Source organism: Pseudomonas sp. YQ_5 (assembly GCF_043103305.1).
GTDB classification, from domain to species: domain Bacteria; phylum Pseudomonadota; class Gammaproteobacteria; order Pseudomonadales; family Pseudomonadaceae; genus Aquipseudomonas; species Aquipseudomonas putida_Y.
Window position 1 is genome coordinate 18,603 of the sequence record NZ_JBICJS010000080.1, and the last position, 21,058, is coordinate 39,660.

The 21,058-nt window shown below is 61.7% G+C and carries 19 protein-coding genes; 8 read left to right on the top strand and 11 right to left on the bottom strand.

The window, feature by feature from the left end; genetic code table 11:
- The first annotated feature begins 264 nt into the window (after positions 1–264).
- From ACF8EA_RS18635 to ACF8EA_RS18650, 4 genes are all read left to right on the top strand, one after another.
- A complete protein-coding gene (locus ACF8EA_RS18635) occupies positions 265–2,052 on the top strand; it encodes an N-acetylglutaminylglutamine amidotransferase (RefSeq protein WP_084850780.1) in 1,788 nt (595 codons plus the stop codon).
- Positions 2,053–2,055: 3 nt separating this feature from the next.
- Positions 2,056–3,801 (top strand): N-acetylglutaminylglutamine synthetase, encoded by a 1,746-nt coding sequence (gene ngg, locus ACF8EA_RS18640; RefSeq protein WP_021782457.1) that lies wholly within the window; start codon positions 2,056–2,058, stop codon positions 3,799–3,801.
- 166 nt (positions 3,802–3,967) lie between these two features.
- Positions 3,968–5,152, top strand: coding sequence for an osmoprotectant NAGGN system M42 family peptidase (locus ACF8EA_RS18645; protein WP_021782458.1), 1,185 nt, complete (start codon positions 3,968–3,970; stop codon positions 5,150–5,152).
- 83 nt (positions 5,153–5,235) lie between these two features.
- Positions 5,236–5,463, top strand: a complete 228-nt coding sequence (locus ACF8EA_RS18650; protein ID WP_004575803.1) for a YheU family protein — start codon at positions 5,236–5,238, stop codon at positions 5,461–5,463.
- 14 nt (positions 5,464–5,477) lie between these two features.
- Here the strand turns inward: ACF8EA_RS18650 and csrA are convergent, their stop codons facing one another.
- Complete coding sequence (gene csrA, locus ACF8EA_RS18655) at positions 5,478–5,657, bottom strand: carbon storage regulator CsrA (RefSeq protein WP_021782459.1); 180 nt, start codon at positions 5,655–5,657, stop codon at positions 5,478–5,480.
- Between the two features lie 120 nt (positions 5,658–5,777).
- Positions 5,778–6,587, bottom strand: a complete 810-nt coding sequence (locus ACF8EA_RS18660) for an SDR family oxidoreductase (protein ID WP_084850779.1) — start codon at positions 6,585–6,587, stop codon at positions 5,778–5,780.
- A gap of 206 nt (positions 6,588–6,793) precedes the next feature.
- Between ACF8EA_RS18660 and ACF8EA_RS18665 the strand changes: the two genes are divergently transcribed.
- Positions 6,794–6,946: a DUF3309 family protein gene (locus tag ACF8EA_RS18665; protein WP_003252624.1), complete on the top strand. Its 153-nt coding sequence runs from the start codon at positions 6,794–6,796 to the stop codon at positions 6,944–6,946.
- 73 nt (positions 6,947–7,019) lie between these two features.
- Here ACF8EA_RS18665 and ACF8EA_RS18670 read toward each other — a convergent pair whose 3' ends face one another.
- The 8 genes from ACF8EA_RS18670 to ACF8EA_RS18705 form a co-directional block, all read right to left on the bottom strand.
- Positions 7,020–8,183, bottom strand: a complete 1,164-nt coding sequence (locus ACF8EA_RS18670) for a hypothetical protein (protein WP_392522918.1) — start codon at positions 8,181–8,183, stop codon at positions 7,020–7,022.
- Between the two features lie 11 nt (positions 8,184–8,194).
- Positions 8,195–8,944 carry a molecular chaperone gene (locus ACF8EA_RS18675; protein WP_274101334.1) on the bottom strand — a complete coding sequence of 250 codons (750 nt, stop codon included), beginning with the start codon at positions 8,942–8,944 and terminating at the stop codon, positions 8,195–8,197.
- A 78-nt stretch (positions 8,945–9,022) separates the two neighbouring features.
- Complete coding sequence (locus ACF8EA_RS18680; RefSeq protein WP_392522919.1) at positions 9,023–11,491, bottom strand: CS1-pili formation C-terminal domain-containing protein; 2,469 nt, start codon at positions 11,489–11,491, stop codon at positions 9,023–9,025.
- Positions 11,492–11,565: 74 nt separating this feature from the next.
- Positions 11,566–12,057 carry a CS1 type fimbrial major subunit gene (locus ACF8EA_RS18685; protein WP_028698289.1) on the bottom strand — a complete coding sequence of 164 codons (492 nt, stop codon included), beginning with the start codon at positions 12,055–12,057 and terminating at the stop codon, positions 11,566–11,568.
- 68 nt (positions 12,058–12,125) lie between these two features.
- A complete protein-coding gene (locus tag ACF8EA_RS18690; protein WP_021782465.1) occupies positions 12,126–12,611 on the bottom strand; it encodes a hypothetical protein in 486 nt (161 codons plus the stop codon).
- 153 nt (positions 12,612–12,764) lie between these two features.
- Complete coding sequence (locus tag ACF8EA_RS18695; RefSeq protein ID WP_392522921.1) at positions 12,765–14,429, bottom strand: cation acetate symporter; 1,665 nt, start codon at positions 14,427–14,429, stop codon at positions 12,765–12,767.
- Complete coding sequence (locus tag ACF8EA_RS18700; protein WP_010952786.1) at positions 14,426–14,737, bottom strand: DUF485 domain-containing protein; 312 nt, start codon at positions 14,735–14,737, stop codon at positions 14,426–14,428. Before ACF8EA_RS18700 ends, ACF8EA_RS18695 begins: the two co-directional genes overlap by 4 nt.
- 438 nt (positions 14,738–15,175) lie before the next feature.
- Positions 15,176–16,036 (bottom strand): glycine betaine ABC transporter substrate-binding protein, encoded by an 861-nt coding sequence (locus tag ACF8EA_RS18705; protein WP_021782468.1) that lies wholly within the window; start codon positions 16,034–16,036, stop codon positions 15,176–15,178.
- A gap of 197 nt (positions 16,037–16,233) precedes the next feature.
- Here ACF8EA_RS18705 and ACF8EA_RS18710 point away from each other — a divergent pair, with 197 nt between their 5' ends.
- Positions 16,234–17,799 (top strand): beta (1-6) glucans synthase, encoded by a 1,566-nt coding sequence (locus ACF8EA_RS18710; protein WP_392522922.1) that lies wholly within the window; start codon positions 16,234–16,236, stop codon positions 17,797–17,799.
- A gap of 512 nt (positions 17,800–18,311) precedes the next feature.
- Here the strand turns inward: ACF8EA_RS18710 and ACF8EA_RS18715 are convergent.
- Complete coding sequence (locus tag ACF8EA_RS18715) at positions 18,312–18,665, bottom strand: hypothetical protein (RefSeq protein WP_101196187.1); 354 nt, start codon at positions 18,663–18,665, stop codon at positions 18,312–18,314.
- 190 nt (positions 18,666–18,855) lie between these two features.
- Between ACF8EA_RS18715 and ACF8EA_RS18720 the strand changes: the two genes are divergently transcribed.
- A complete protein-coding gene (locus ACF8EA_RS18720; protein ID WP_021782471.1) occupies positions 18,856–20,154 on the top strand; it encodes a serine protein kinase PrkA in 1,299 nt (432 codons plus the stop codon).
- A 73-nt stretch (positions 20,155–20,227) separates the two neighbouring features.
- Positions 20,228–20,974 carry a VacJ family lipoprotein gene (locus ACF8EA_RS18725; RefSeq protein ID WP_392522941.1) on the top strand — a complete coding sequence of 249 codons (747 nt, stop codon included), beginning with the start codon at positions 20,228–20,230 and terminating at the stop codon, positions 20,972–20,974.
- Positions 20,975–21,058: the final 84 nt, after the last annotated feature.

Consider the following 21,058-nt stretch of genomic DNA (forward strand, 5'->3'; position numbering starts at 1 on the left):
TATTGCGTCGTACAAGCAAGGCGGTCGCGCGCGCCTGTTACAGGCGTTACTGGCCCGAAACAAACGTAGGAGCGAGCGCAGCTCGCGATGCGCTGCGCACGCGGCGCTCGATTTCTGCAATACTGCGAGATCCCAGGCAATAACCTGCCACCTCAACCTTATATAACAAACTGTTCTAAAACTCTAAAAAAGCAAACAGGTCAGTTCATTAAGGTGCCCTAATCCGGGGCATCACCTCCCCAACGGAAAAACCGGTAAGGACTTATGTGCGGATTAGCAGGAGAATTACGTTTCACCCCCATCGACCAAGCCCCTCGCCCAGCCGACCTGGCTGCGGTAGAGCGCATTACCCATCACCTGGCCCCGCGTGGCCCGGATGCCTGGGGCTTCCATAGCCAAGGCCCGATCGCCCTGGGCCACCGGCGGCTGAAAATCATGGACCTGTCCGACGGCTCGGCGCAGCCGATGGTCGACAACACCCTGGGCCTGTCATTGGCCTTCAACGGCGCCATCTACAACTTCCCCGAACTGCGCGAGGAACTACAGGCACTGGGCTACAGCTTCTGGTCCGACGGCGACACCGAGGTGCTGCTCAAGGGCTACCACGCCTGGGGCGCTGCCCTGCTGCCCAAGCTCAACGGCATGTTTGCCCTGGCCATCTGGGAGCGCGACAACCAGCGCCTGTTCCTGGCCCGCGACCGCCTCGGCGTCAAACCCCTGTACCTGTCGCGCAACGGCGAGCGCCTGCGCTTTGCCTCGACCCTGCCGGCACTGCTCAAGGGTGGCGACATCGACCCGATGCTCGACCCGGTGGCACTCAACCACTACCTGAATTTCCACGCTGTGGTACCGGCACCGCGCACCCTGCTGGCCAACGTGCAGAAACTGGAGCCTGGCACCTGGATGCGCATCGACCGGCATGGCGAAGTGGAGCGCCAGGTCTGGTGGCAACTGCACTACGGCCCCCACCCCGACGAGCGTGAACTGGACCTGGAAGGCTGGACCACCCGCGTGCTTGACGCCACCCGGGACGCCGTAGCCATCCGCCAGCGGGCTGCTGTGGATGTTGGCGTATTGCTGTCCGGTGGGGTCGACTCCAGCCTGCTGGTCGGCCTGTTGCGCGAAGTGGGGGTGGAAGACCTGTCGACCTTCTCCATCGGCTTCGAGGATGCCGGCGGCGAGCGCGGCGACGAGTTCCAGTACTCCGACCTGATCGCCAGGCACTACGGCACCCGCCACCACCAACTGCGCATTGCCGAACACGAGATCATCGACCAGTTGCCGGCCGCGTTTCGCGCCATGAGCGAGCCGATGGTCAGCCACGACTGCATCGCGTTCTACCTGCTGTCGCGGGAAGTGGCCAAGCACTGCAAGGGCGTACAGAGCGGCCAGGGTGCCGACGAGCTGTTCGCCGGTTACCACTGGTACCCGCAGGTGGACGGCGCCGACGACGCCTATGCTGCCTACCGGGATGCGTTCTTCGACCGCAGCCACGCCGAATACCGCGACACCGTGCAGGCCCCCTGGCTGCTGGAAACCGACGCCGCCGGCGACTTCGTACGCGAACACTTCGCCCGCCCCGGCGCACCGGCTGCCGTGGACAAGGCCCTGCGCCTGGACAGCACCGTGATGCTGGTCGACGACCCGGTCAAACGGGTGGACAACATGACCATGGCCTGGGGCCTGGAGGCGCGCACGCCGTTCCTCGATTACCGCCTGGTGGAACTGTCGGCACGCATTCCCGCACGCTTCAAGCTGCCCGACGGCGGCAAGCAGGTGCTCAAGCAGGCGGCGCGACGGGTGATCCCGCATGAGGTGATCGACCGCAAGAAGGGTTACTTCCCGGTACCGGGCCTGAAGCATCTGGAAGGTGCCACCCTGGGCTGGGTACGCGAGCTGTTGACCGACCCCAGCCAGGACCGAGGGTTGTTCAACCCGGCCATGCTCGACCGCCTGCTAAGCAACCCGCACGGCCAACTGACGCCATTGCGCGGTTCCAAGCTGTGGCAACTGGCGGCGCTTAACCTGTGGTTGAGCGAACAAGGAATCTGACCGATGAAAGCCCATGAAATCGCTTATGGTCAGCGCCTGCTGCGCGGCCAGGCGCCGTCTTATGAGCGCCTGCAAGCGCGCTTGGCCGGCGACGGCAGCCAGCCCCACGACCAACCGCGTGCCGTGCACTGCGGCTGGGGCCGGCTGCTGATAGGCCACACTTACCCCGACCCGGTTTCCCTGGCCGAGGATTTGCTCGACGAGCACCCGGGCGAACGCGACATCGCCCTGTACGTGGCCGCACCGCAGCAGGTGCTGGCCCAGGCCCCACAGCAGCTGTTCCTCGATCCGTCCGACACCCTGCGCCTATGGTTCACCGACTACCGCCCGGCGCAGCGGGTATTTCGCGGCTTCCGCGTGCGCCGGGCACAGAACCCCGCCGACTGGCAGGCAATCAACACCCTGTACCAGGCGCGCGGGATGCTCCCCGTCGACGCCGAGCTGCTTACCCCCCGACACTTGGGTGGCCCGGTGTACTGGCTGGCAGAGGACGAAGACAGCGGCTCGGTGATCGGCAGCGTCATGGGCCTGAACCACACCAAAGCGTTCGATGACCCCGAGCATGGCAGCAGCCTGTGGTGCCTGGCGGTGGACCCACACTGCACCCGCCCGGGCGTGGGCGAGGTGCTGGTGCGCCACCTGATCGAACACTTCATGAGCCGTGGCCTGGCCTACCTGGACCTGTCGGTGCTGCACGACAACCGCCAGGCCAAGCGCCTGTACCAGAAACTGGGTTTTCGCAACCTGCCCACCTTCGCAGTCAAGCGCAAGAACGGTATCAACGAGCAGTTGTTCCTCGGGCCTGGCCCGCAAGCCGACCTCAACCCCTATGCACGCATCATCGTCGACGAGGCGCTACGCCGCGGCATCGAAGTGCAGGTGGATGACGCCGCTGGCGGCCTGTTCACCCTGAGCCTGGGCGGGCGGCGCATTCGCTGTCGGGAATCGCTCAGCGACCTGACCAGTGCCGTGACCATGACCCTGTGCCAGGACAAACGCCTGACCCAGCACGCGCTGCACAACGCTGGGCTGCAGGTGCCAGCGCAACAGCTGGCGGGCAATGCCGATGACAACCTGGCGTTTCTCGACGAGCATGGCGCGGTGGTGGTCAAGCCGGTCGATGGCGAGCAAGGCCAGGGCGTGGCGGTGAACCTGACCTGCATCGACGACATCACCCGTGCCGTGGCGCACGCCCGCCAGTTCGACAGCCGCGTGCTGCTGGAAAGCTTCCACGCCGGGTTCGATCTGCGCATCGTGGTGATCGGCTACGAGGTGGTGGCCGCCGCCATCCGTCACCCGGCGCAGGTGCTGGGCGACGGCAAACACAGCGTGCGCCAGTTGATCGAAGCCCAGAGCCGTCGCCGCCAGGCCGCCACCGGTGGCGAAAGCCGCATTCCGCTGGACGACGAAACCGAGCGCACCTTGCGCGCAGCAGGCGTTGGTTATGACGACGTGTTGCCGGCCGGCCAGCGCCTGGCCGTGCGGCGTACGGCCAACCTGCACACCGGCGGCACCCTGGAGGACGTCACCGAACGCCTGCACCCGGTGCTGGCCGATGCTGCCGTGCGCGCGGCACGGGCACTGGAAATTCCGGTGGTGGGGCTGGACTTCATGGTGCGTGATGCCGGGCAGCCGGAGTACGTGATCATCGAGGCCAACGAACGTGCTGGCCTGGCCAACCATGAACCGCAGCCCACGGCCGAGCGTTTTATCGACCTGCTGTTTCCCCATAGCCGGCCTTTGGCGTAAACCCGTGCCGGCCTCTTCGCGGGCAAGCCCGCTCCCACAGGGATATCACCGCCCTTGAAGGTTGCGTTGTACCTGTAGGAGCAGATTTCCCGCGAAGGCAGCGCTGTACCTGTAGGAGCGGGCTTGCCCGCGAAGAGGCCAGCACAGGAGTAAAGGAGTCCCCAACATGTCCGAGCGACACCCCGAACCCGATCTCGACTACCTCAAACGCGTGCTGCTGGAAATGCTCGCCATCCCCAGCCCCACCGGTTTCACCGACACCATCGTGCGCTACGTGGCCGAACGCCTTGACGAACTGGGCATCCCCTTCGAGCTGACCCGCCGCGGCACCATTCGCGCCACCCTCAAAGGTCGGCAGGCCACCCCCGACCGCGCCGTCTCTGCCCACCTGGATACCATCGGCGCCAGCGTGCGCCAGTTGCAGGACAATGGCCGCCTGGCCCTGGCGCCGGTCGGTTGCTGGTCCAGCCGTTTTGCCGAAGGCAGCCGGGTTAGCGTGTTCACCGATACCGGGGTATTCCGTGGCAGCGTGCTGCCGCTGATGGCCAGCGGGCATGCCTTCAACACGGCCATCGACCAGATGCCGATCAGCTGGGACCACGTGGAAGTGCGCCTGGATGCCTACTGCGCCACACGCGCCGACTGTGAGGCACTGGGCGTGAGCATTGGTGATTTCGTGGCCTTCGACCCCTTGCCCGAGTTCACCGAAAGCGGCCACATCAGCGCCCGTCACCTGGACGACAAGGCTGGCGTAGCCGCATTGCTGGCGGCATTGAAGGCCGTGGTGGAAAGCGGCCGCCAGCCGCTGATCGACTGCCACCCGCTGTTCACCATCACCGAGGAGACCGGCTCAGGTGCAGCCGGCGCCCTGCCCTGGGACGTCAGCGAGTTCGTCGGCATCGACATCGCCCCGGTGGCGCCTGGGCAGGCGTCCAGCGAGCATGCGGTCAGTGTGGCCATGCAGGACTCGTCGGGGCCTTACGACTACCACCTGTCCCGGCACCTGCTGAAACTGGCCGGCGACCACGACTTGCCGGTGCGGCGCGACCTGTTCCGCTATTACTTCAGCGATGCCCATTCGGCAGTGACCGCCGGGCACGATATTCGTACCGCGCTGGTGGCCTTTGGTTGCGATGCCACCCATGGTTACGAGCGCACCCATATCGACAGCCTGGCAGCGCTGAGCCGGCTGTTGTCAGCCTACCTGCTGAGCCCGCCCGTGTTTGCCAGCGACTCGCAGCCGGCCAATGCATCGCTCGAGCGCTTCAGCCACCAGCTGGAACATGATGCGCAGATGGAAAGTGACACGCGGGTACCGGCGGTGGACAGCCTGGTCGGAAACAAAGGCTAAACGCTCATGGGGCTGCAAAGCGGCCCCAACACCTCGAATGTTTCGCGTAGCATGCTCATACCCACTTCAGACACCACCCGACCATGCTGATCCCCTACGACCAACTGCAAGCCGAAACCCTGACCCGCCTGATCGAGGACTTCGTCACCCGCGACGGCACTGACAACGGCGACGATACCCCGCTGGAAACCCGCGTGCTGCGAGTACGCCAGGCGTTGGCCAAAGGCCAGGCTTTCATCCTTTTCGACCTGGAAAGCCAGCAGTGCCAGTTGCTGGCCAAGCATGATGTGCCCCGCGAACTGCTCGAATAGCAGGTCTGGCCTGTTCAGGCCTTGTTCTGCTTGGACGCCTTGATGCGCTTGTAAACTTCGGCTCGATGCACCGGCACCTCACGCGGGGCATCCACACCAAAGCGCACCACGCCGTCCCGGGTCTCCACCACCATGATCCGGATATCATCGCCAATCATGATGACCTCCCCCACTTCACGCCCTATTACCAGCATGTTCCGATCCTCCTGCAAAAGGGAAAACCGGAGCCTGCCCCGTAGGCATTCAGCTACTCAATAGCTCCACTGCGATTCAGAAGCCCCTTACGCATTTGAGTAACTTCTCCTACAGACCTATCATCGCGACTGGGCTTTTGCCCGCATTTTCACCGCCATTTCGGCCATCTCGTCATACAGCCGCTCAGGGGCCTGGCGTTTCAGTTGCCAGGCCTGGCGCCCTGCCTCATGGGGCAGGATAAGGAACTCGCCTGCAGCGACCTGCTGATGGATATAGTCGGCAATGTCCGCCGCACTGATCGGCGAACCTTCGAGCAACTTGCCCACCTGTGCCTTCATCGCCGGGTTCGGCCCGCGGAACGAGTCCAGCAGGTTGGTCTGGAAGAACGACGGGCACACCACGTGCACCGCCACCTCAATCTGGCGCAACTCCACCAGCAGGCTTTCCGACAATGCCAGCACACCGGCCTTGGCCACGTTGTAGTTGCTCATGCCCGGGCCCTGCATCAGTGCAGCCATCGAGGCGACGTTGATAATGCACCCCTTGCTGCGCTCCAGCAGCGGCAGGAACGCCTTGCAACCCTTGACCACGCCCATCAGATTGACGGCGATCTGCCAGTCCCAGTCTTCCAGCGACAGCTCGGCGAAGAACCCGCCCGAAGCGATACCGGCGTTGTTGACGATCACATCGACCCCACCAAATTTCTCTTCGCAGGCCTGGGCAAGGGCCGTCAGCTGGCTATAGTCGCGCACATCGCAGCGCTGGACGAAGCCGTCGCCACCGGCCTGATGAACCTGCTCCAGCGTTTCGCGCAGGCCGGTTTCGTTAACATCGGCCAGTGCCAGGCGCCAGCCCTCACGTGCCCAGCGCAGGGCAATCTCGCGGCCGAGGCCGGATCCGGCGCCGGTGATCATGATGCGTTTTTGCATGGTCGCAGGCCTTGTTCTGACAGGTAGTCCGATGAGTCTAATCAAGGCGTTGCCATCCAGCAGGATTCATCAGGGTAGTGAATGGGCGGGCATGATTGGGTAGACGGCTGCACGGGGATGGAATCTTTGCCAACCCGCACCGGTCCGAATTATCGAGAGGCCAGCATTCTCAGGCTCTTGCCCCCTAATCATGCAAGGACTTTGACATGACCACGATCCTTATCATCATCCTGATTCTGCTGCTGATCGGTGGCTTACCGGTCTTCCCCCACTCGCGCAGCTGGGGCTATGGCCCTTCCGGCATTATTGGCGTGGTGTTGGTGATTCTGCTGGTACTGCTGTTGCTTGGGATGATATGACGCGCTGCGGATAGCCACTTCATCCAACCATTTGAGGTGAATGGCAAGCGGGTCGCAACACCCGGTTGCCGTCCTACAGGTTCGCATCGAACACCATCGTCACGACAGCTTGATACTCGATACCAGGCAACATGTCCTGTTCCTGGGTGTGGCCGCGAGGGTATACATGAAAATGCAACTGCCCTTGGCTGCCGGTCACACCCTCTGGCGGGACTTCCAGGCTCATGGCGTTCTCAGCTCCACCAAAGGACATTGCCTGCCGATACAGCGAACGGCCATGGTAGGAAACACCTGGCAAAGTCATGGCCAGATACAGCGGTATGTCATGGCCCTTGGCCGAGCGTAAATTGCACGTGCTGCCCAGCCCCGTGCTGCACAGCGCCCAGACGTTGAAAGGCCCACTGGCAGTCAGGCTGAAGGTCACGTCTTTTTCCAGCTTGTCTGCCGCACCCCGCCCTCGGCTCCCATGCCCCTGCGCGTGCCGCGGCACCAGAGCCACCTGCTCGGAACCCGGCTCAAAACGCACCTCAAGGTCATGCACCACCTCCAGTTCGACGTTGATCGCCACTGAATCGTCCGTGAGCCCGGAGACCGTTCGGCTCGAACCCAGGCTTATATCCCTGTCAGGGCCTATCGAATAGACCACGCGCCCTCGGTACACGCCCGACTTCAAGCTCGCCGGTAAAGGCGTCTTCAACCTGTAGCCCAGCGTCAGGTGACTCACGTGGTAAGTGCTCGCATTCGCCGCGTTGACGTTGGCCCAGCACCCGTTGCTGGCTGGCGACCACAGAAACAGGCGATGGGCCGCGCTGGCCAACGCAACCTGGCAACCACTCGAGTCCAGGCTCGTGCGCGCCGCAAGCGTCGGTGCCCCATCGTCCGAAGTCACCGCACCGCCCAGGTGGGTAATGGCAAAGTCCATGCTGACTTGCTCACCGGTCTGGTCACGGACCATCAGTAGCGTAGTCGGCTGGACAGGGGCCGAGAGGTAGAAGCCGTCGGCGCCTTCGCCATCGACTGTTTTCGAGTACTCGACCCCCACATCCAGCAGGTCCTGCAGCGGATCGCCACAAAGCTGCGGCAACTGAGTACACACAGGGGACGACCGGGGCGTCAGGTTTTCAAACTGCCGGGTCTCGCCGCGGTAACGCAGCTTGAGCGTAATATCGGCCGCTTGCGCCCACGACGAACCCAACATGCCAGACAGCAGTACCAGCATTGCACACTTGCGAAACATGCCCCTACCTCTCACTCTGCCTTGAAGCTCATGGCCTTGCGTGCATCGCCTTCCACCAGCTCGAAGCGGTATTCGACACCGGGCTTCTCGACGAACTCGCGCTTACGCCCGGGGCGAAGATGGTGCTTGGCCGGAGGCTCACACTCCTCCTCGTTCAGCACACAGACCTGGACGTTGTCGAGCAGCACCGTCGCATTGCCCTCGTTGCGCACGGTCCATTTCCCCCCCGCTCGCTCGATCGAGGTCTGGTACCGCGTGGCAGCAGGTTTGGTAATCAAAATGGTGCCGTAGCCAGCCAGAAACTGCACACCTGCACTGAGTTCTTTGCGGTAAGACTCAAGCTCCGTTTCATCCAGCGCGAAGCTGTCATCCCGTTCCGGTACTACCGGGATGAAGCGCAGCCGGTAGTAACGCTCCTGGTCTCGTTCACCGCGATACAGCAGCCGCACGGCCTGCATGCCACGTGCCGGGATGATCATCCGCGCAGGGCTGGCAACAACACTGCGCTGATCGAAGGGCAGCTCATCGACGTCCACCTCACGGGGTTCGGCCTGGCCGTCGTAGACCAGCTCCAGCACGCTGACCTTGACGAACGCAGTACTGTCCCCCCGGTTGTAGATACGTTTGGCATAGGTGCCCTTGCCTGGTTCGAGGTAGTCATAAAGCGCGCCGACATCCAGCTGTGGCCCGGCCTGGGCAAACCACGGCAGCATCAGCGCTACGAACAACAAGGGTGACAAGTGAAATGTGAACCTGTGCATCTTCAACCTCTGTTTACTCAATATCGAATCCACCGGCCCGGGAATCGGGCCCTCTACAGCGTTATGCCGAATGGCGGCTCAGCCCACACTGGGCACACACCGCTGATCACCCACAATCAGCAAGTCATCCTCGCGATCAAAGTTGTCCGGCGGTAATGTCAGAAGGCAGTTGCCTGCCGTGCCATGGCGAATTTCCAAGGTGGGCCGTGACTCACTCATTTCCACGTTGAAATAGCCATCCGCCTCGACAACCGTGCGCCCGGCGTCATTGACCACATGCGCGCCGTGCAGTGGCTGGCCTTGCCCGTCCAGCAGCCGGCCAAACACAGTGACCGTTCGCATGACCTTCACTGTGTGGTACCCCACCCCACCGCGGTTGAGGTGGTAGTCCACAGCAAGGGGTTGGATCTGTGCTGGCGGCACGTCCTTCGTGTCGAAGTCGAAGCGCACATGGCCAGACTTGAACGCCGTCACCGGTACGATATTGCGCCCGGGGTGCAGCACTGCACTCATGCCCTGGCCATCGTTGGCGCGCAGCTTCACACCGTGCAGATCGCTTTCGACATCGATGATCAAACCGGCTTCGAGCGGCAGGCTGCTGCCACCCATGGCCAGCTTCCCGTCGCCAAGCGCCAGGGTGCTTTCCAGGTTGAGGCCACCGCTGAGGTTATTGTTGAAAGAGGAACTCTGGGCATAGGCATCGCCCTGCAGCGCCTGGCTGTGGAAGCGCCCATTGGCCGTCAGGCTGGTGCCATAGCCGTCGAGCGTCGCGCTGCCCCCCAGGCTGTGCACGGGGCCCAGGTCGACGTTCTGCCGATACCACAGCGAAGCGTAGGGGTCATTGCCCCCCTCACGCGAGGCGCGGCTACCCACATCGACCCCAAGCTGCCTGCCATCGCGCTCAAGCTTCATGCTTACAGCAACGTTGACGCCGCGGCTGCGGACACCAGCGCTGCTGCGCGTTCCAGGCCTGTCGAAAAGTGACAGGCGAACACTGCTCTGATGCCCCCGCAGCTTCCCGTAGAACGCCCAGCTCAGGTCGGCACCCAGGCCGCTTGCCGAGCCCGCACTGTGTTCCAGGCGCAGCGTCGCTGAACTGCGCGCGGTTATCCGCTGGTTGATCGAAAAGGCGGTGCGGCTGCGCACCTGGCGCTGTGAAGTATCGTCGCGACCACTACTGCCAGGTTCCAGCCAGGTCTGGTTGTGGCTCAGCAGCAACGAGCCCCAAGGATGGGTGTAGGTCAACTGCAGATCGCCGCCGTTGCCCAGGCCCTGGGTCTGATTGAGGCTGGCGTAAAGCTTGAACCGTTCATGCACGTCCCAGTCCAGCGAGGTACCCAACTGCAGGTCAGCATCGACCTGTTGCACTGACAGCCCCAGCACCGCAGCAGGATGCATCAGGTAGTTGGAAAGGGCCCCGAACACCGGGCTCTGTTCACGTTCGCCATCCCCGTTGCTCAGCAGCTCGACCTGCTGGCCCAGGTAAAGGTTGTAACGCCAGCGGTTATCCATGTTCTGCCACCGGCTGGGCTTGTAGATGGACGCTTCGCTGCGCGAGGTCTCCAGGCCGTCTTCGAGCAAACGCAGCTCTACATCATAGATGCCGCCAGGCAATACCCGCGTGTCGAGCGCCTGTAAACCGGCCTGTACCGGCTGACTGTTGATCAGCGAACCATTGCGATAGATTTCGACGATACCCGGGCGGTTCGGCGTGACATAGACCGGGATGGCGCTGGCTTGGCCATTGTCGACCAGCAGGCTGTCACTGCTGCCCAGCATCAAGCCAAGCGTGCTATCAGGGCGGCGCCCGAGCAGCGCTGGCTGGCGCACCAGGCCTTGTGAGTCAGTGGAGAAGTAACCCAGCCGAAAGAAATGCGCTTCATGCAGGCTCTGCGCGTAAAGCTGGTTCATGCGGTAACGCATATCGCCTTGCTCAGATGGGCTACGATCCACGCGTGCATCGGCAAGCGTCGTCCAGTTATGCAGGTTGCCCTGACCGAGCAGGCCGATTCTGCCCGTGGTCTGATTGCCATCATTGACCAGGTTGAGCTGGTTACGCAGCAGCAACCCAGCGTCACTCTGCTCCGGGAGGCGGTGAAAGAGCGCGTCCTGCTCCCGCTTCTCGGCATTGGACGTCAGCAATGACAACTGGGAATTAGCCAGGCTGTAATGGATAGCCTGCAACCCGTCCGGGCAGTTTTGCAGGCAGTCGCCCAGCATGCGCCCGCCCTCCAGGCGCTGTTGCCATAACTGCCTGAGTGTGGCCGGCTCTGTGCTCTGCTCAGTGTCGGTAAACGCCAGCAACTGCACACGGTTATCACGGCTCAGCACCACCATGGCATCGCCGAGGTAGCGTTGATCCAGCTCCACTCGCACGGCAAGTGGCACATCGAAAAAGTGCGCCTCGAAGTCTTCTGGCAAACGCCCGAATGTATTCAGATCAATGGCATTGGACGCGCGCGCGGCCAACACTTCGAGGGGCAAAAGGCAGGCAGCACCCAGCAGCCAGACAGCGAGTGCGCGGCCGGGTGCAGCAAACTGGAACATGATTCAATCCACTTCAACACCTGCCCCTACACTGGTAAACATCCAGTAAGTTGAGGCAGGCGGCACTGCTTCAATCAAAGGCTGCTGGAGGAAGTTTCAAACAACACGCTCACTGTCCCGGCATACTCACCCTTTACATAACCATTGCCGGGCTTTATGGCATTAAACGTAATGGGAAGATCATTGCCAACTTTAGCATCTTCCGCGCTCATGACCTCCGCGGGCGTCAACTCCATCTTTTTATCCCCAACAGTGATGATAAGATCAATCTTCTCGTCGGTTTGTGGGTCTTGCAGCGATGCCGTGTGCAGCAGGTGGGCCTGAATAGCGCCGACATCACTCTGTGCCGAGAACTTTTCACTGACCGCCTTGAAGTCTTCGCGCTCCGACTCATATTCAAGTGTCACGCCTTTATCCAGCCAGTCCCCTACGGGGGTCACTGAAAAATCATTCCCGGGAATGATCGCCGTCACTGAAATATTCTGGGTGATCGGCTCAGGGGCGGACGCGACAGCGGCACCGGCAAACAATGCAAGGAACGGGACAGCCAATACATAGGATTTCACATCAAACTTCCTTTAACGGTTGCACAACAAATAGCGGGCACACTGGAGCACCCGAATGGAATTGCGAATCAGGGCGCCCCTGTTTCGAACATCAAGGTGGCTTGCGTGACATAGGTGCCGGGTATGCGAGTCGACGACGCTTCCGGCATCGGATAGAACCTGAATTGAATGCTTTTTCCCTGAGCGGCTTCAGCAGCACTGACGATTTCAACCGGTGCAGTGCCCATTCTTTTGCGATTCAACATGATGTGGTATCGACGGGGCGCTTCTCCACCGCCCACCCGGGTAAACCGATACTCCGAACGGTCGGTTTTCGCGTAGATCGGGCCGTAGGTACTTTTTACAAACACCTCTTTTTCAATTTGCTTGAAGACACCCCGGTCCGGGTCATATTCAGCCTGAAGTACGTCCTCCCACCAACTGTCAACCGAGTTCACCTGAAACTCTGGAACCGACACGACAGCCTGGACACTGATGTCCTGCGGTATTTCCTTCGCCCCGGCAGCGCCCGCCACGCCAAGGAGAGCGAAGGTGATCAAACAGCGTAACTTCATTGAACATTCCCCAAATGTGCCGACATCTATAGAGCACTTACGACATGAGGAGACTTTATGGGCAGAGCATGAGTATGTATGTAGGCTATTTCTGACTGCATAAAATAAAAAACGCCCCGACAGGCGGGGCGTTTTTCAGTGCAGGGGTTGACGTTAGTGCGAGACCGCCCCGCTGGCACCCAGGCCAGTCTGCGAACGCACGAACTGCGGGAAGAACAGCGCGCGCTCATCCTCAGCCGCCTTGGACTTGTCGGTGACCGAGAAGAACCAGATGCTGACGAAGGCAATGGCCATCGAGAACAGCGCCGGGTACTCGTACGGGTAGATTGCCTTCTCGTGGCCGAGAATCTGTACCCAGATGGTCGGGCCAAGGATCATCAGCGTCACCGCACTCACCAGGCCCAGCCAGCCGCCGATCATGGCGCCGCGGGTGGTCAGCTTCTTCCAGTACATCGAAAGCAGCAGTACCGGGAAGTTGCAGCTGGCTGCAATGGAGAACGCCAGGCCGACCATGAAGGCAATGTTCTGCTTCTCGAACAGAATCCCCAGGCCGATCGCCAGCACACCCAAGGCGACAGTGGTGATCTTCGATACGCGGATCTCGTCCTTGTCGTTGGCTTTGCCCTTGCGCCAGACGCTGGCGTACAGGTCGTGGGACACTGCCGAGGCACCGGCCAGGGTCAGGCCAGCCACCACCGCCAGGATGGTGGCAAAGGCCACCGCCGAGATGAAGCCGAGGAACACACTGCCACCCACCGCATTGGCCAGGTGCACCGCAGCCATGTTGTTGCCGCCCAGCAGAGCGCCTGCGGCGTCCTTGAATTCCGGGTTGGTGCTGACCAGCAGGATAGCGCCAAAGCCAATGATGAAGGTGAGGATGTAGAAGTAGCCGATGAAGCCGGTGGCGTACAGCACGCTCTTGCGCGCTTCCTTGGCATCACTGACGGTGAAGAAGCGCATCAGGATGTGCGGCAGACCGGCAGTACCGAACATCAGTGCCAGGCCCAGGGAGAATGCCGAGATCGGGTCCTTGACCAGGCCGCCGGGGCTCATGATCGCCTCACCCTTGGCGTGTACCTTGATCGCTTCGGTGAACAGCGTGTTGAAGTCAAAGCCCACGTGCTTCATGACCATCAGCGCCATGAAACTGGCACCGGACAGCAGCAGCACAGCCTTGATGATCTGTACCCACGTAGTGGCCAGCATGCCACCGAACAGCACGTACAGGCACATCAGGATACCCACCATGACCACCGCTACATGGTAGTCCAGGCCGAACAGCAACTCGATCAGCTTGCCGGCGCCGACCATTTGCGCGATCAGGTAGAACGCCACCACCACCAGCGAACCGGAGGCCGACAAGGTGCGGATTTCCTTTTGCCCGAGGCGGTACGAGGCCACGTCGGCAAAGGTGTACTTGCCCAGGTTGCGCAAGCGTTCGGCAATCAGGAAAAGAATGATCGGCCAGCCGACCAGAAAACCGATCGAGTAGATCAGGCCGTCATAACCCGAGGTGAACACCAGCGCGGAAATACCCAGGAACGAGGCGGCTGACATGTAGTCGCCAGCGATCGCCAAACCGTTCTGGAAGCCGGTGATCTTGCCGCCGGCAGCATAGTAGTCCGATGCCGACTTGTTGCGCTTGGAGGCCCAGTAGGTGATGCCGAGCGTGAAGGCGACGAAGGTCACGAACATGGCAATGGCGGAAACGTTCAGCGGTTGTTTCTGCACCTCGCCGGTCAGGGCATCTGCGGCCCACACGGCGGGTGCAAAGGCTCCGCAGGCCAGTACGGCCAGGGCTTTGACAGAGCGAATCATTGTTGCGCCTCCTTCAGGATTTCCTTGTTCAGCTCATCGAACTCGCCGTTGGCGCGGCGCACGTAGATGGCGGTCAGGACGAATGCCGAGACGATCAGGCCGACGCCCAGGGGAATGCCCCAGGTAATCGATGACTCAGGACTGAGCTTGGCGCCCAGCACATGAGGACCGTAGGCGATCAGGAGGATGAAGGCGCAGTACAGGCCGAGCATGATCGCCGAGAGAATCCAGGCGAACCGTTCGCGTTTGGTGACCAGCTCCTTGAAACGGGGGCTGTTTTGTATCGAGAGGTAAATGCTGTCGTTCATTGTTTTTGTCCTAGCAGCACAGGTAGGGGAAGAACCCACACCCTTACTTTATGCGGCTGCCGGACGCCAACCAGACGACCTTAGTCTTAGATGCAACGGTGTTTTACCGATTGCGTAACAAAGAAGAGATTTGGCCAGGGGTGGCAAGGGACCGGTTCAGGTTTTGCGGTCGGGCATAAAACCAGCGCCGCCCGCGCGGCGCATCGCGAGCTGCGCTCGCTCCTCCGTTTGTTTCGGGCCAGTCATTCCTGTGGCAGGCGCACGCGACCGCCTTGTTTGTGCGACGCGATATTGCGTCATGCGCCAAGGCGTTCGCACGAAAAACCCACAGGTATAATTGGCCCGAAACAAACGTAGGAGCGAGCGCAGCTCGCGATGCGCCGCGCGGGCGGCGCTCGATCTAACTGGCGTTAAAAAAACAACGTGAAACGCCCAAAGTTACTTGCCAGTCCACTCCTTCACACGATCAGGGTGCTTGGCTACCCAGTCCTTGGCTGCCGCTTCAGGCTTGGCCCCTTCCTGAATCGCCAGCATCACCTCGCCAATCTCGTCCTTGGACTGCCAGTTGAACTTCTTCAGGAACTCCGCCACTTCCGGTGCCTTGGTTGCCAGTTCCTTGCTGCCGATGCTGTTAACGGTTTCCGACGCGCCATATACGCCTTTCGGATCTTCGAGGAACTTCAGCTTCCACTTGGCGAACATCCAGTGCGGAACCCAACCGGTCACCGCAATCGACTGGTGCTTGGCATAGGCACGGCCCAGCTCCGCAGTCATCGCAGCGCCCGAACTGGCCTGCAACTTGTAACTCGTCAGGCCATAGTCCTTGATTGCCTGGTCGGTCTTGAGCATCACACCAGAGCCTGCATCAATGCCGACGATCCTGTCCTTGAAGCTGTTATCGGTCTTGAGGTCGGCGATGCTCACTGCCTTGACGTACTCGGGGACGATCAGACCGATCTTGGCGTCCTTGAAGTTCGGGCCGTAGTCGACCACGTTGTCCTTGTTCTTGGCCCAGTACTCGCCATGGGTCACCGGCAACCAGGCCGACAACATGGCATCGAGCTTGCCAGTTGCCACACCCTGCCACATGATCCCCGTGGCCACGGCCTGCAACTTCACGTCGTAGCCGAGTTTTTGCTTGATTACTTCGGCAGCCACGTTGGTGGTCGCCACGCTGTCGGCCCAACCATCCACGTAACCAATGCTTACTTCTTTGGCCATAGCCTGTGCAGCGCTCATGGCCATTACCAGGGCGGTGCCCACACCCAGTAAACGTCGCATTTTCTTCAAAGTTGCCATCAAAGCATCCCCTCGTCAGGTCTTGGAGATTGCATCATCTTCCTGCAACACAAGACGACCTGATCCAGCTGCGACCTGTACCCGCCCCATATGCGACAGCACTATGCCATTAGCGCCATCGGCCGGCAGCGGCCTGCGCGATCCTTGCATGCCAAAGGTTTGGCGCCGGGCTACTATCTATGCTTTTGTGCCAGACGATGGACCGCCCGATGCCCAGTTGTAGCCGCCTGTTGTTACCGTTGTACCTGCTTGCCTGCCTGCTGGCCCTGTTCGGGCTGGGGGGGCTCTGGTACGGGCTGGGCAAGCCAGTGCACCTGCCCGATGCGGCCAGCCCTGCACACAAGCTGCAGTGCGCCTCGTACACACCTTTTGACAAAGACCAATCGCCTTATGACCAGCCGTTTCGCCTGCGCCCGGCGCGGATGGACGCCGACCTGGCGTTACTGGCCGAGCGGTTTGAGTGCATCCGTACCTATTCCATGAGCGGTCTTGAGGCAATCCCGGCGCTGGCACGCAAGCACGGTCTGAAGGTGATGCTGGGCGCCTGGGTGAACGCCCACCCGGCCGACACCGAGAAGGAAATCAACCTGCTGATCGCCGCTGCCAACGCCAACCCTGACGTGGTCAGCGCGGTGATCGTCGGCAATGAGACACTGTTGCGCAAGGAGGTGACCGGTGCCCACCTGGCCAAGCTGATCGGGCGGGTGAAGAGCCAGGTCGAGGTACCGGTGACCTACGCCGATGTCTGGGAGTTCTGGCTGCAGCACCCGCAGGTGGCCCCGGCAGTGGACTTCCTGACCATCCATCTGCTGCCCTACTGGGAGGACGACCCGCGTGGCATCGACGAGGCCTTGGCCCACGTCGCCGACGTGCGCCGGGTATTCGGCACACGTTTCGCGCCCAAGGACATACTGATTGGCGAAACCGGCTGGCCCAGCGAAGGCCGCCAACGCGAAACTGCGGTACCCAGCCGGGTCAATGAAGCGCGCTTCATCCGCGGCTTTGTGGCCATGGCCGAGCGCAATGGCTGGCACTACAACCTGATCGAAGCCTTCGATCAGCCATGGAAACGCGTCAATGAGGGCGCGGTGGGCGGCTACTGGGGGTTATACGACGCGGACCGGCAGGACAAGGGTGTGCTCGAAGGGCCAGTGAGCAACCTGCATGACTGGCCGCGGTGGCTGCTGGCCAGTGCCGTGCTGATGGTGATCATGCTGGTGCTGGCCGGGCGCCCCGCTACACCGATGGCGGCCTTGCTGCTGCCATTGCTGGCGGCGTTTGGCGCCGCTTGCGTGGGCCTGTGGGGCGAGTTGATGCGTACCCATGCGCGCTTTGCCGCGGAGTGGTTATGGGCACTGATGCTGGCCGGGCTGAACCTGCTGGTGCTGGCCCATGCGTTGTTGGCGCTGGCGCGGCGAGCCGGCTGGCGTGAGCGCTTGTTCGCCCGGCTACAGGTGCAAGCTGGCTGGCTGTTGCTGGCGGCGGGCTTTGCGGCGGCGGTGAGCATGTTGGCAATGGTGTTCGACCCACGCTACCGCAGTTTCCCCAGCGCAGCGCTGGCGTTGCCGGCGCTGGTGTATGTGTTGTGGCCGGTGCGGGCGCGGCGGCCGGAGGTGGCGTTGCTGGCGTTCATCGTCGGGGCCGGGGTGGCGCCGCAGTTGTTCGTGGAAGGGCTGGAGAACCAACAGGCCTGGAGCTGGGCTGTGGTGAGTGTGCTGATGACAGCGGCGTTGTGGCGGAGTTTGCGGTTACGCCAGGCTTGATTTTTGCGGTGGGGCGGAGATCGAGCGCCGCCCGCGCGGCGTTGTGGCGGAGTTTGCGGTTACGCTAGGCTTGATTTTTGCGGTGGGGCGGAGATCGAGCGCCGCCCGCGCGGCGTTGTGGCGGAGTGTGCGGTTACGCCAGGCTTGATTTTTGCGGTGGGGCGGAGATCGAGCGCCGCCCGCGCGGCGTTGTGGCGGAGTGTGCGGTTACGCCAGGCTTGATTTTTGTGGTGGGGCGGAGATCGAGCGCCGCCCGCGCGGCGCATCGCGAGCTGCGCTCGCTCCTACGTTTGTTTCGGGCCAGTTATGCCTGTGACAGGCGCGCGCGACCGTTTTGCTCGTACTACGCGATATTGAGCCATGCGCCAAGGCGTTCGCGCACAGATCTCACAGGCTTGATTGGCCCGAAACAAACGTAGGAGCGAGCGCAGCTCGCGATGCGCCGCGCGGGCGGCGCTCGATCTCCGCCCCACCACAAAATCCAAAACGGACGCCTGTCAGCCGCACCGCAATTACCTGACCAGGCGCAACCCCGCCAATACCAGCGCAAACACTGCAATGCTGGCGGTATACAGCACCAGCGCCGGCACCGCGAACACCAGGGCCAGCACCGCCAGCCACCAGCCAGCGCGGCCGGGAGCCACCTGCGCCAGCAGCGCAAGACCCAGCCCGCCCCAGGCCATTACCTGATGGTGAATGCCCAACCCCAGCAGCGAACGCACCTCGCACTGCCAGTACGCCGTCGGCACTGCGCACAGCCCTACCCACTGCCCATCCTCCATCAGGCCGTAACGCACACCATAACTGGCCGCGAGCCAAAGCCCCAGAAACAGCAACAGCAGCACCGTCGGCAGCGAACGAGACATCCTGTTCTCCAATAGCGGTAATCGAAAACGTCCATGATCGCTTATGCCCGTTTCTAAGGCAAAATCACACCCCGGCAGCTATGTTGCAGATAGCAAGTACGCCAAAGGCCACCGCAGCGGGCAACTTTGCCCGCCTGGCTGTGGTCCTAGCCTGCACACTGCTCGACCTTGCGTTCTCTTGGGGGATTAAATGCTTCGATCTTTGCGCCTCGCTGCCCTGCTCGGCAGCCTGCTCATGGCTGTGGCCGCTTCAGCGCGGGATATCGACGCTGCCAGCTATGGCTACCCTTTGACCAACCCGTTCGAGGCGACCATCGCCACCACGCCGCCGGACAAGCGCCCTGACTTGCCCAACGACGATGAAATCAATCAGTCCGACTACAGCCTGAACTTGCGCCCGGAACGTGAGTTCACCTTGCCCGACAACTTCTGGGCCGTGAAGAAGCTCAAGTACCGCCTGGCTCGACAGGATCGCGAAGCGCCGCTGATCTTCATCATCGCCGGCACCGGTGCGCCCTACAGCAGCAGCATCAATGAATACCTGAAAAAGCTGTTCTACAAGGCGGGTTTCCACGTGGTGCAACTGTCATCGCCCACCAGCTATGACTTCATGAGTGCAGCCTCGCGCTTTGCTACCCCCGGCATCAGCCAGGAAGACGCCGAAGACATGTACCGGGTGATGCAGGCCGTGCGCGCCCAGCATCCACGCCTGCCGGTCAGTGATTTCTACCTCACCGGTTACAGCCTGGGTGCGCTCGACGCCGCCTTCGTCAGCCACCTGGACGAAACCCGCCGCAGCTTCAACTTCAAGCGTGTGCTGCTGCTCAACCCACCGGTCAACCTCTACACCTCGATCAACAACCTCGACAAACTGGTGCAAACCCAGGTCAAGGGCATCGACCGTAGCACCACGTTCTACGAGCTGATGCTGGAAAAGCTCACCCGTTACTTCCAGGACAAGGGCTACATCGACCTGAACGACGCCCTGCTGTACGACTTCCAGCAGTCGCGCCAGCACCTGTCCAACGAACAGATGGCCATGCTGATCGGTACTTCGTTCCGCTTCTCGGCAGCGGACATTGCTTTTACTTCCGACCTGATCAACCGCCGCGGCCTGATCATTCCGCCGAAGTTCCCGATCACCGAAGGCAGCAGCCTCACGCCGTTCTTCAAGCGCGCCCTGCAGTGCGACTTCGACTGCTACATGACCGAACAGGTGATTCCGATGTGGCGCGCCCGCACCGACGGCAACAGCATCCTGCAGTTGGTCAACCAGGTCAGCCTGTATGCGCTGGAAGACTACCTGCGCAGCAGTGACAAGATCGCCGTGATGCACAACGCCGATGACGTCATTCTCGGTCCGGGCGACATTGGCTTTTTACGCAAGGTGTTCGGTGACCGACTGACCCTTTACCCCCATGGCGGCCATTGCGGCAACCTCAACTATCGCGTCAACAGTGACGCCATGCTGGAGTTCTTCCGTGGTTAACAAACTCCTCTTCGCCACTGCCCTGCTTGCCGCTGGTCACACCCTGGCCGCCGAAACCGCACCGCGAGCCAGCGTGGTCGAGGCCGACCCGCAGGTGATCGGTACCGCGCCCCTGGTGCCTGAAGCCGATGGCTTCCTCGACCCGCTGCGTGAGCTGAAATTCAACCCTGGGCTGGATCAGCGCGAGTTCGAGCGCTCAACCTTGGCGGCGCTTAACGTGTACGACCCGCTGGAGTCGATCAACCGGCGCATCTATCACTTCAACTACCGACTGGACCAATGGGTACTGCTGCCGCTGGTGAATGGCTACCAGTATGTCACCCCAAGCTTCGTGCGCACGGGGGTGAGCAACTTCTTCAACAACCTTGGCGATGTGCCGAACCTGTTCAACAGCGTGTTGCAGCTCAAAGCCAAGCGCTCGGCAGAAATCACTGCGCGACTGATGTTCAACACCATTATCGGCGTGGGTGGGCTGTGGGACCCGGCGACCAGCATGGGCCTGCCGCGCCAGAGCGAGGACTTTGGCCAGACCCTGGGGTTCTATGGCGTGCCGGAGGGGCCGTACCTGATGCTGCCGGTGCTAGGGCCATCGAACCTGCGCGATACCACCGGGATTGTGGTGGACTATGCGGGAGAGCAGGCAGTCAACTACCTGAACGTGGCTGAAGTCAGCAGCGACCACCCGGAAATCTTCGCCCTGCGCGTGGTGGACAAGCGCTATACGACCAAATTCCGCTATGGCCAGCTCAACTCGCCGTTCGAGTATGAAAAGGTGCGGTATGTATATACCCAGGCGCGCAAGTTGCAGATAGCCGAGTAAGCCTGCTGCGGCCCTTTCGCGGGTGAACCCGCGCCTACACAGGTATTGGAGCCCCCCTTGTCGCGAAAGGGCCCGCACAGACAA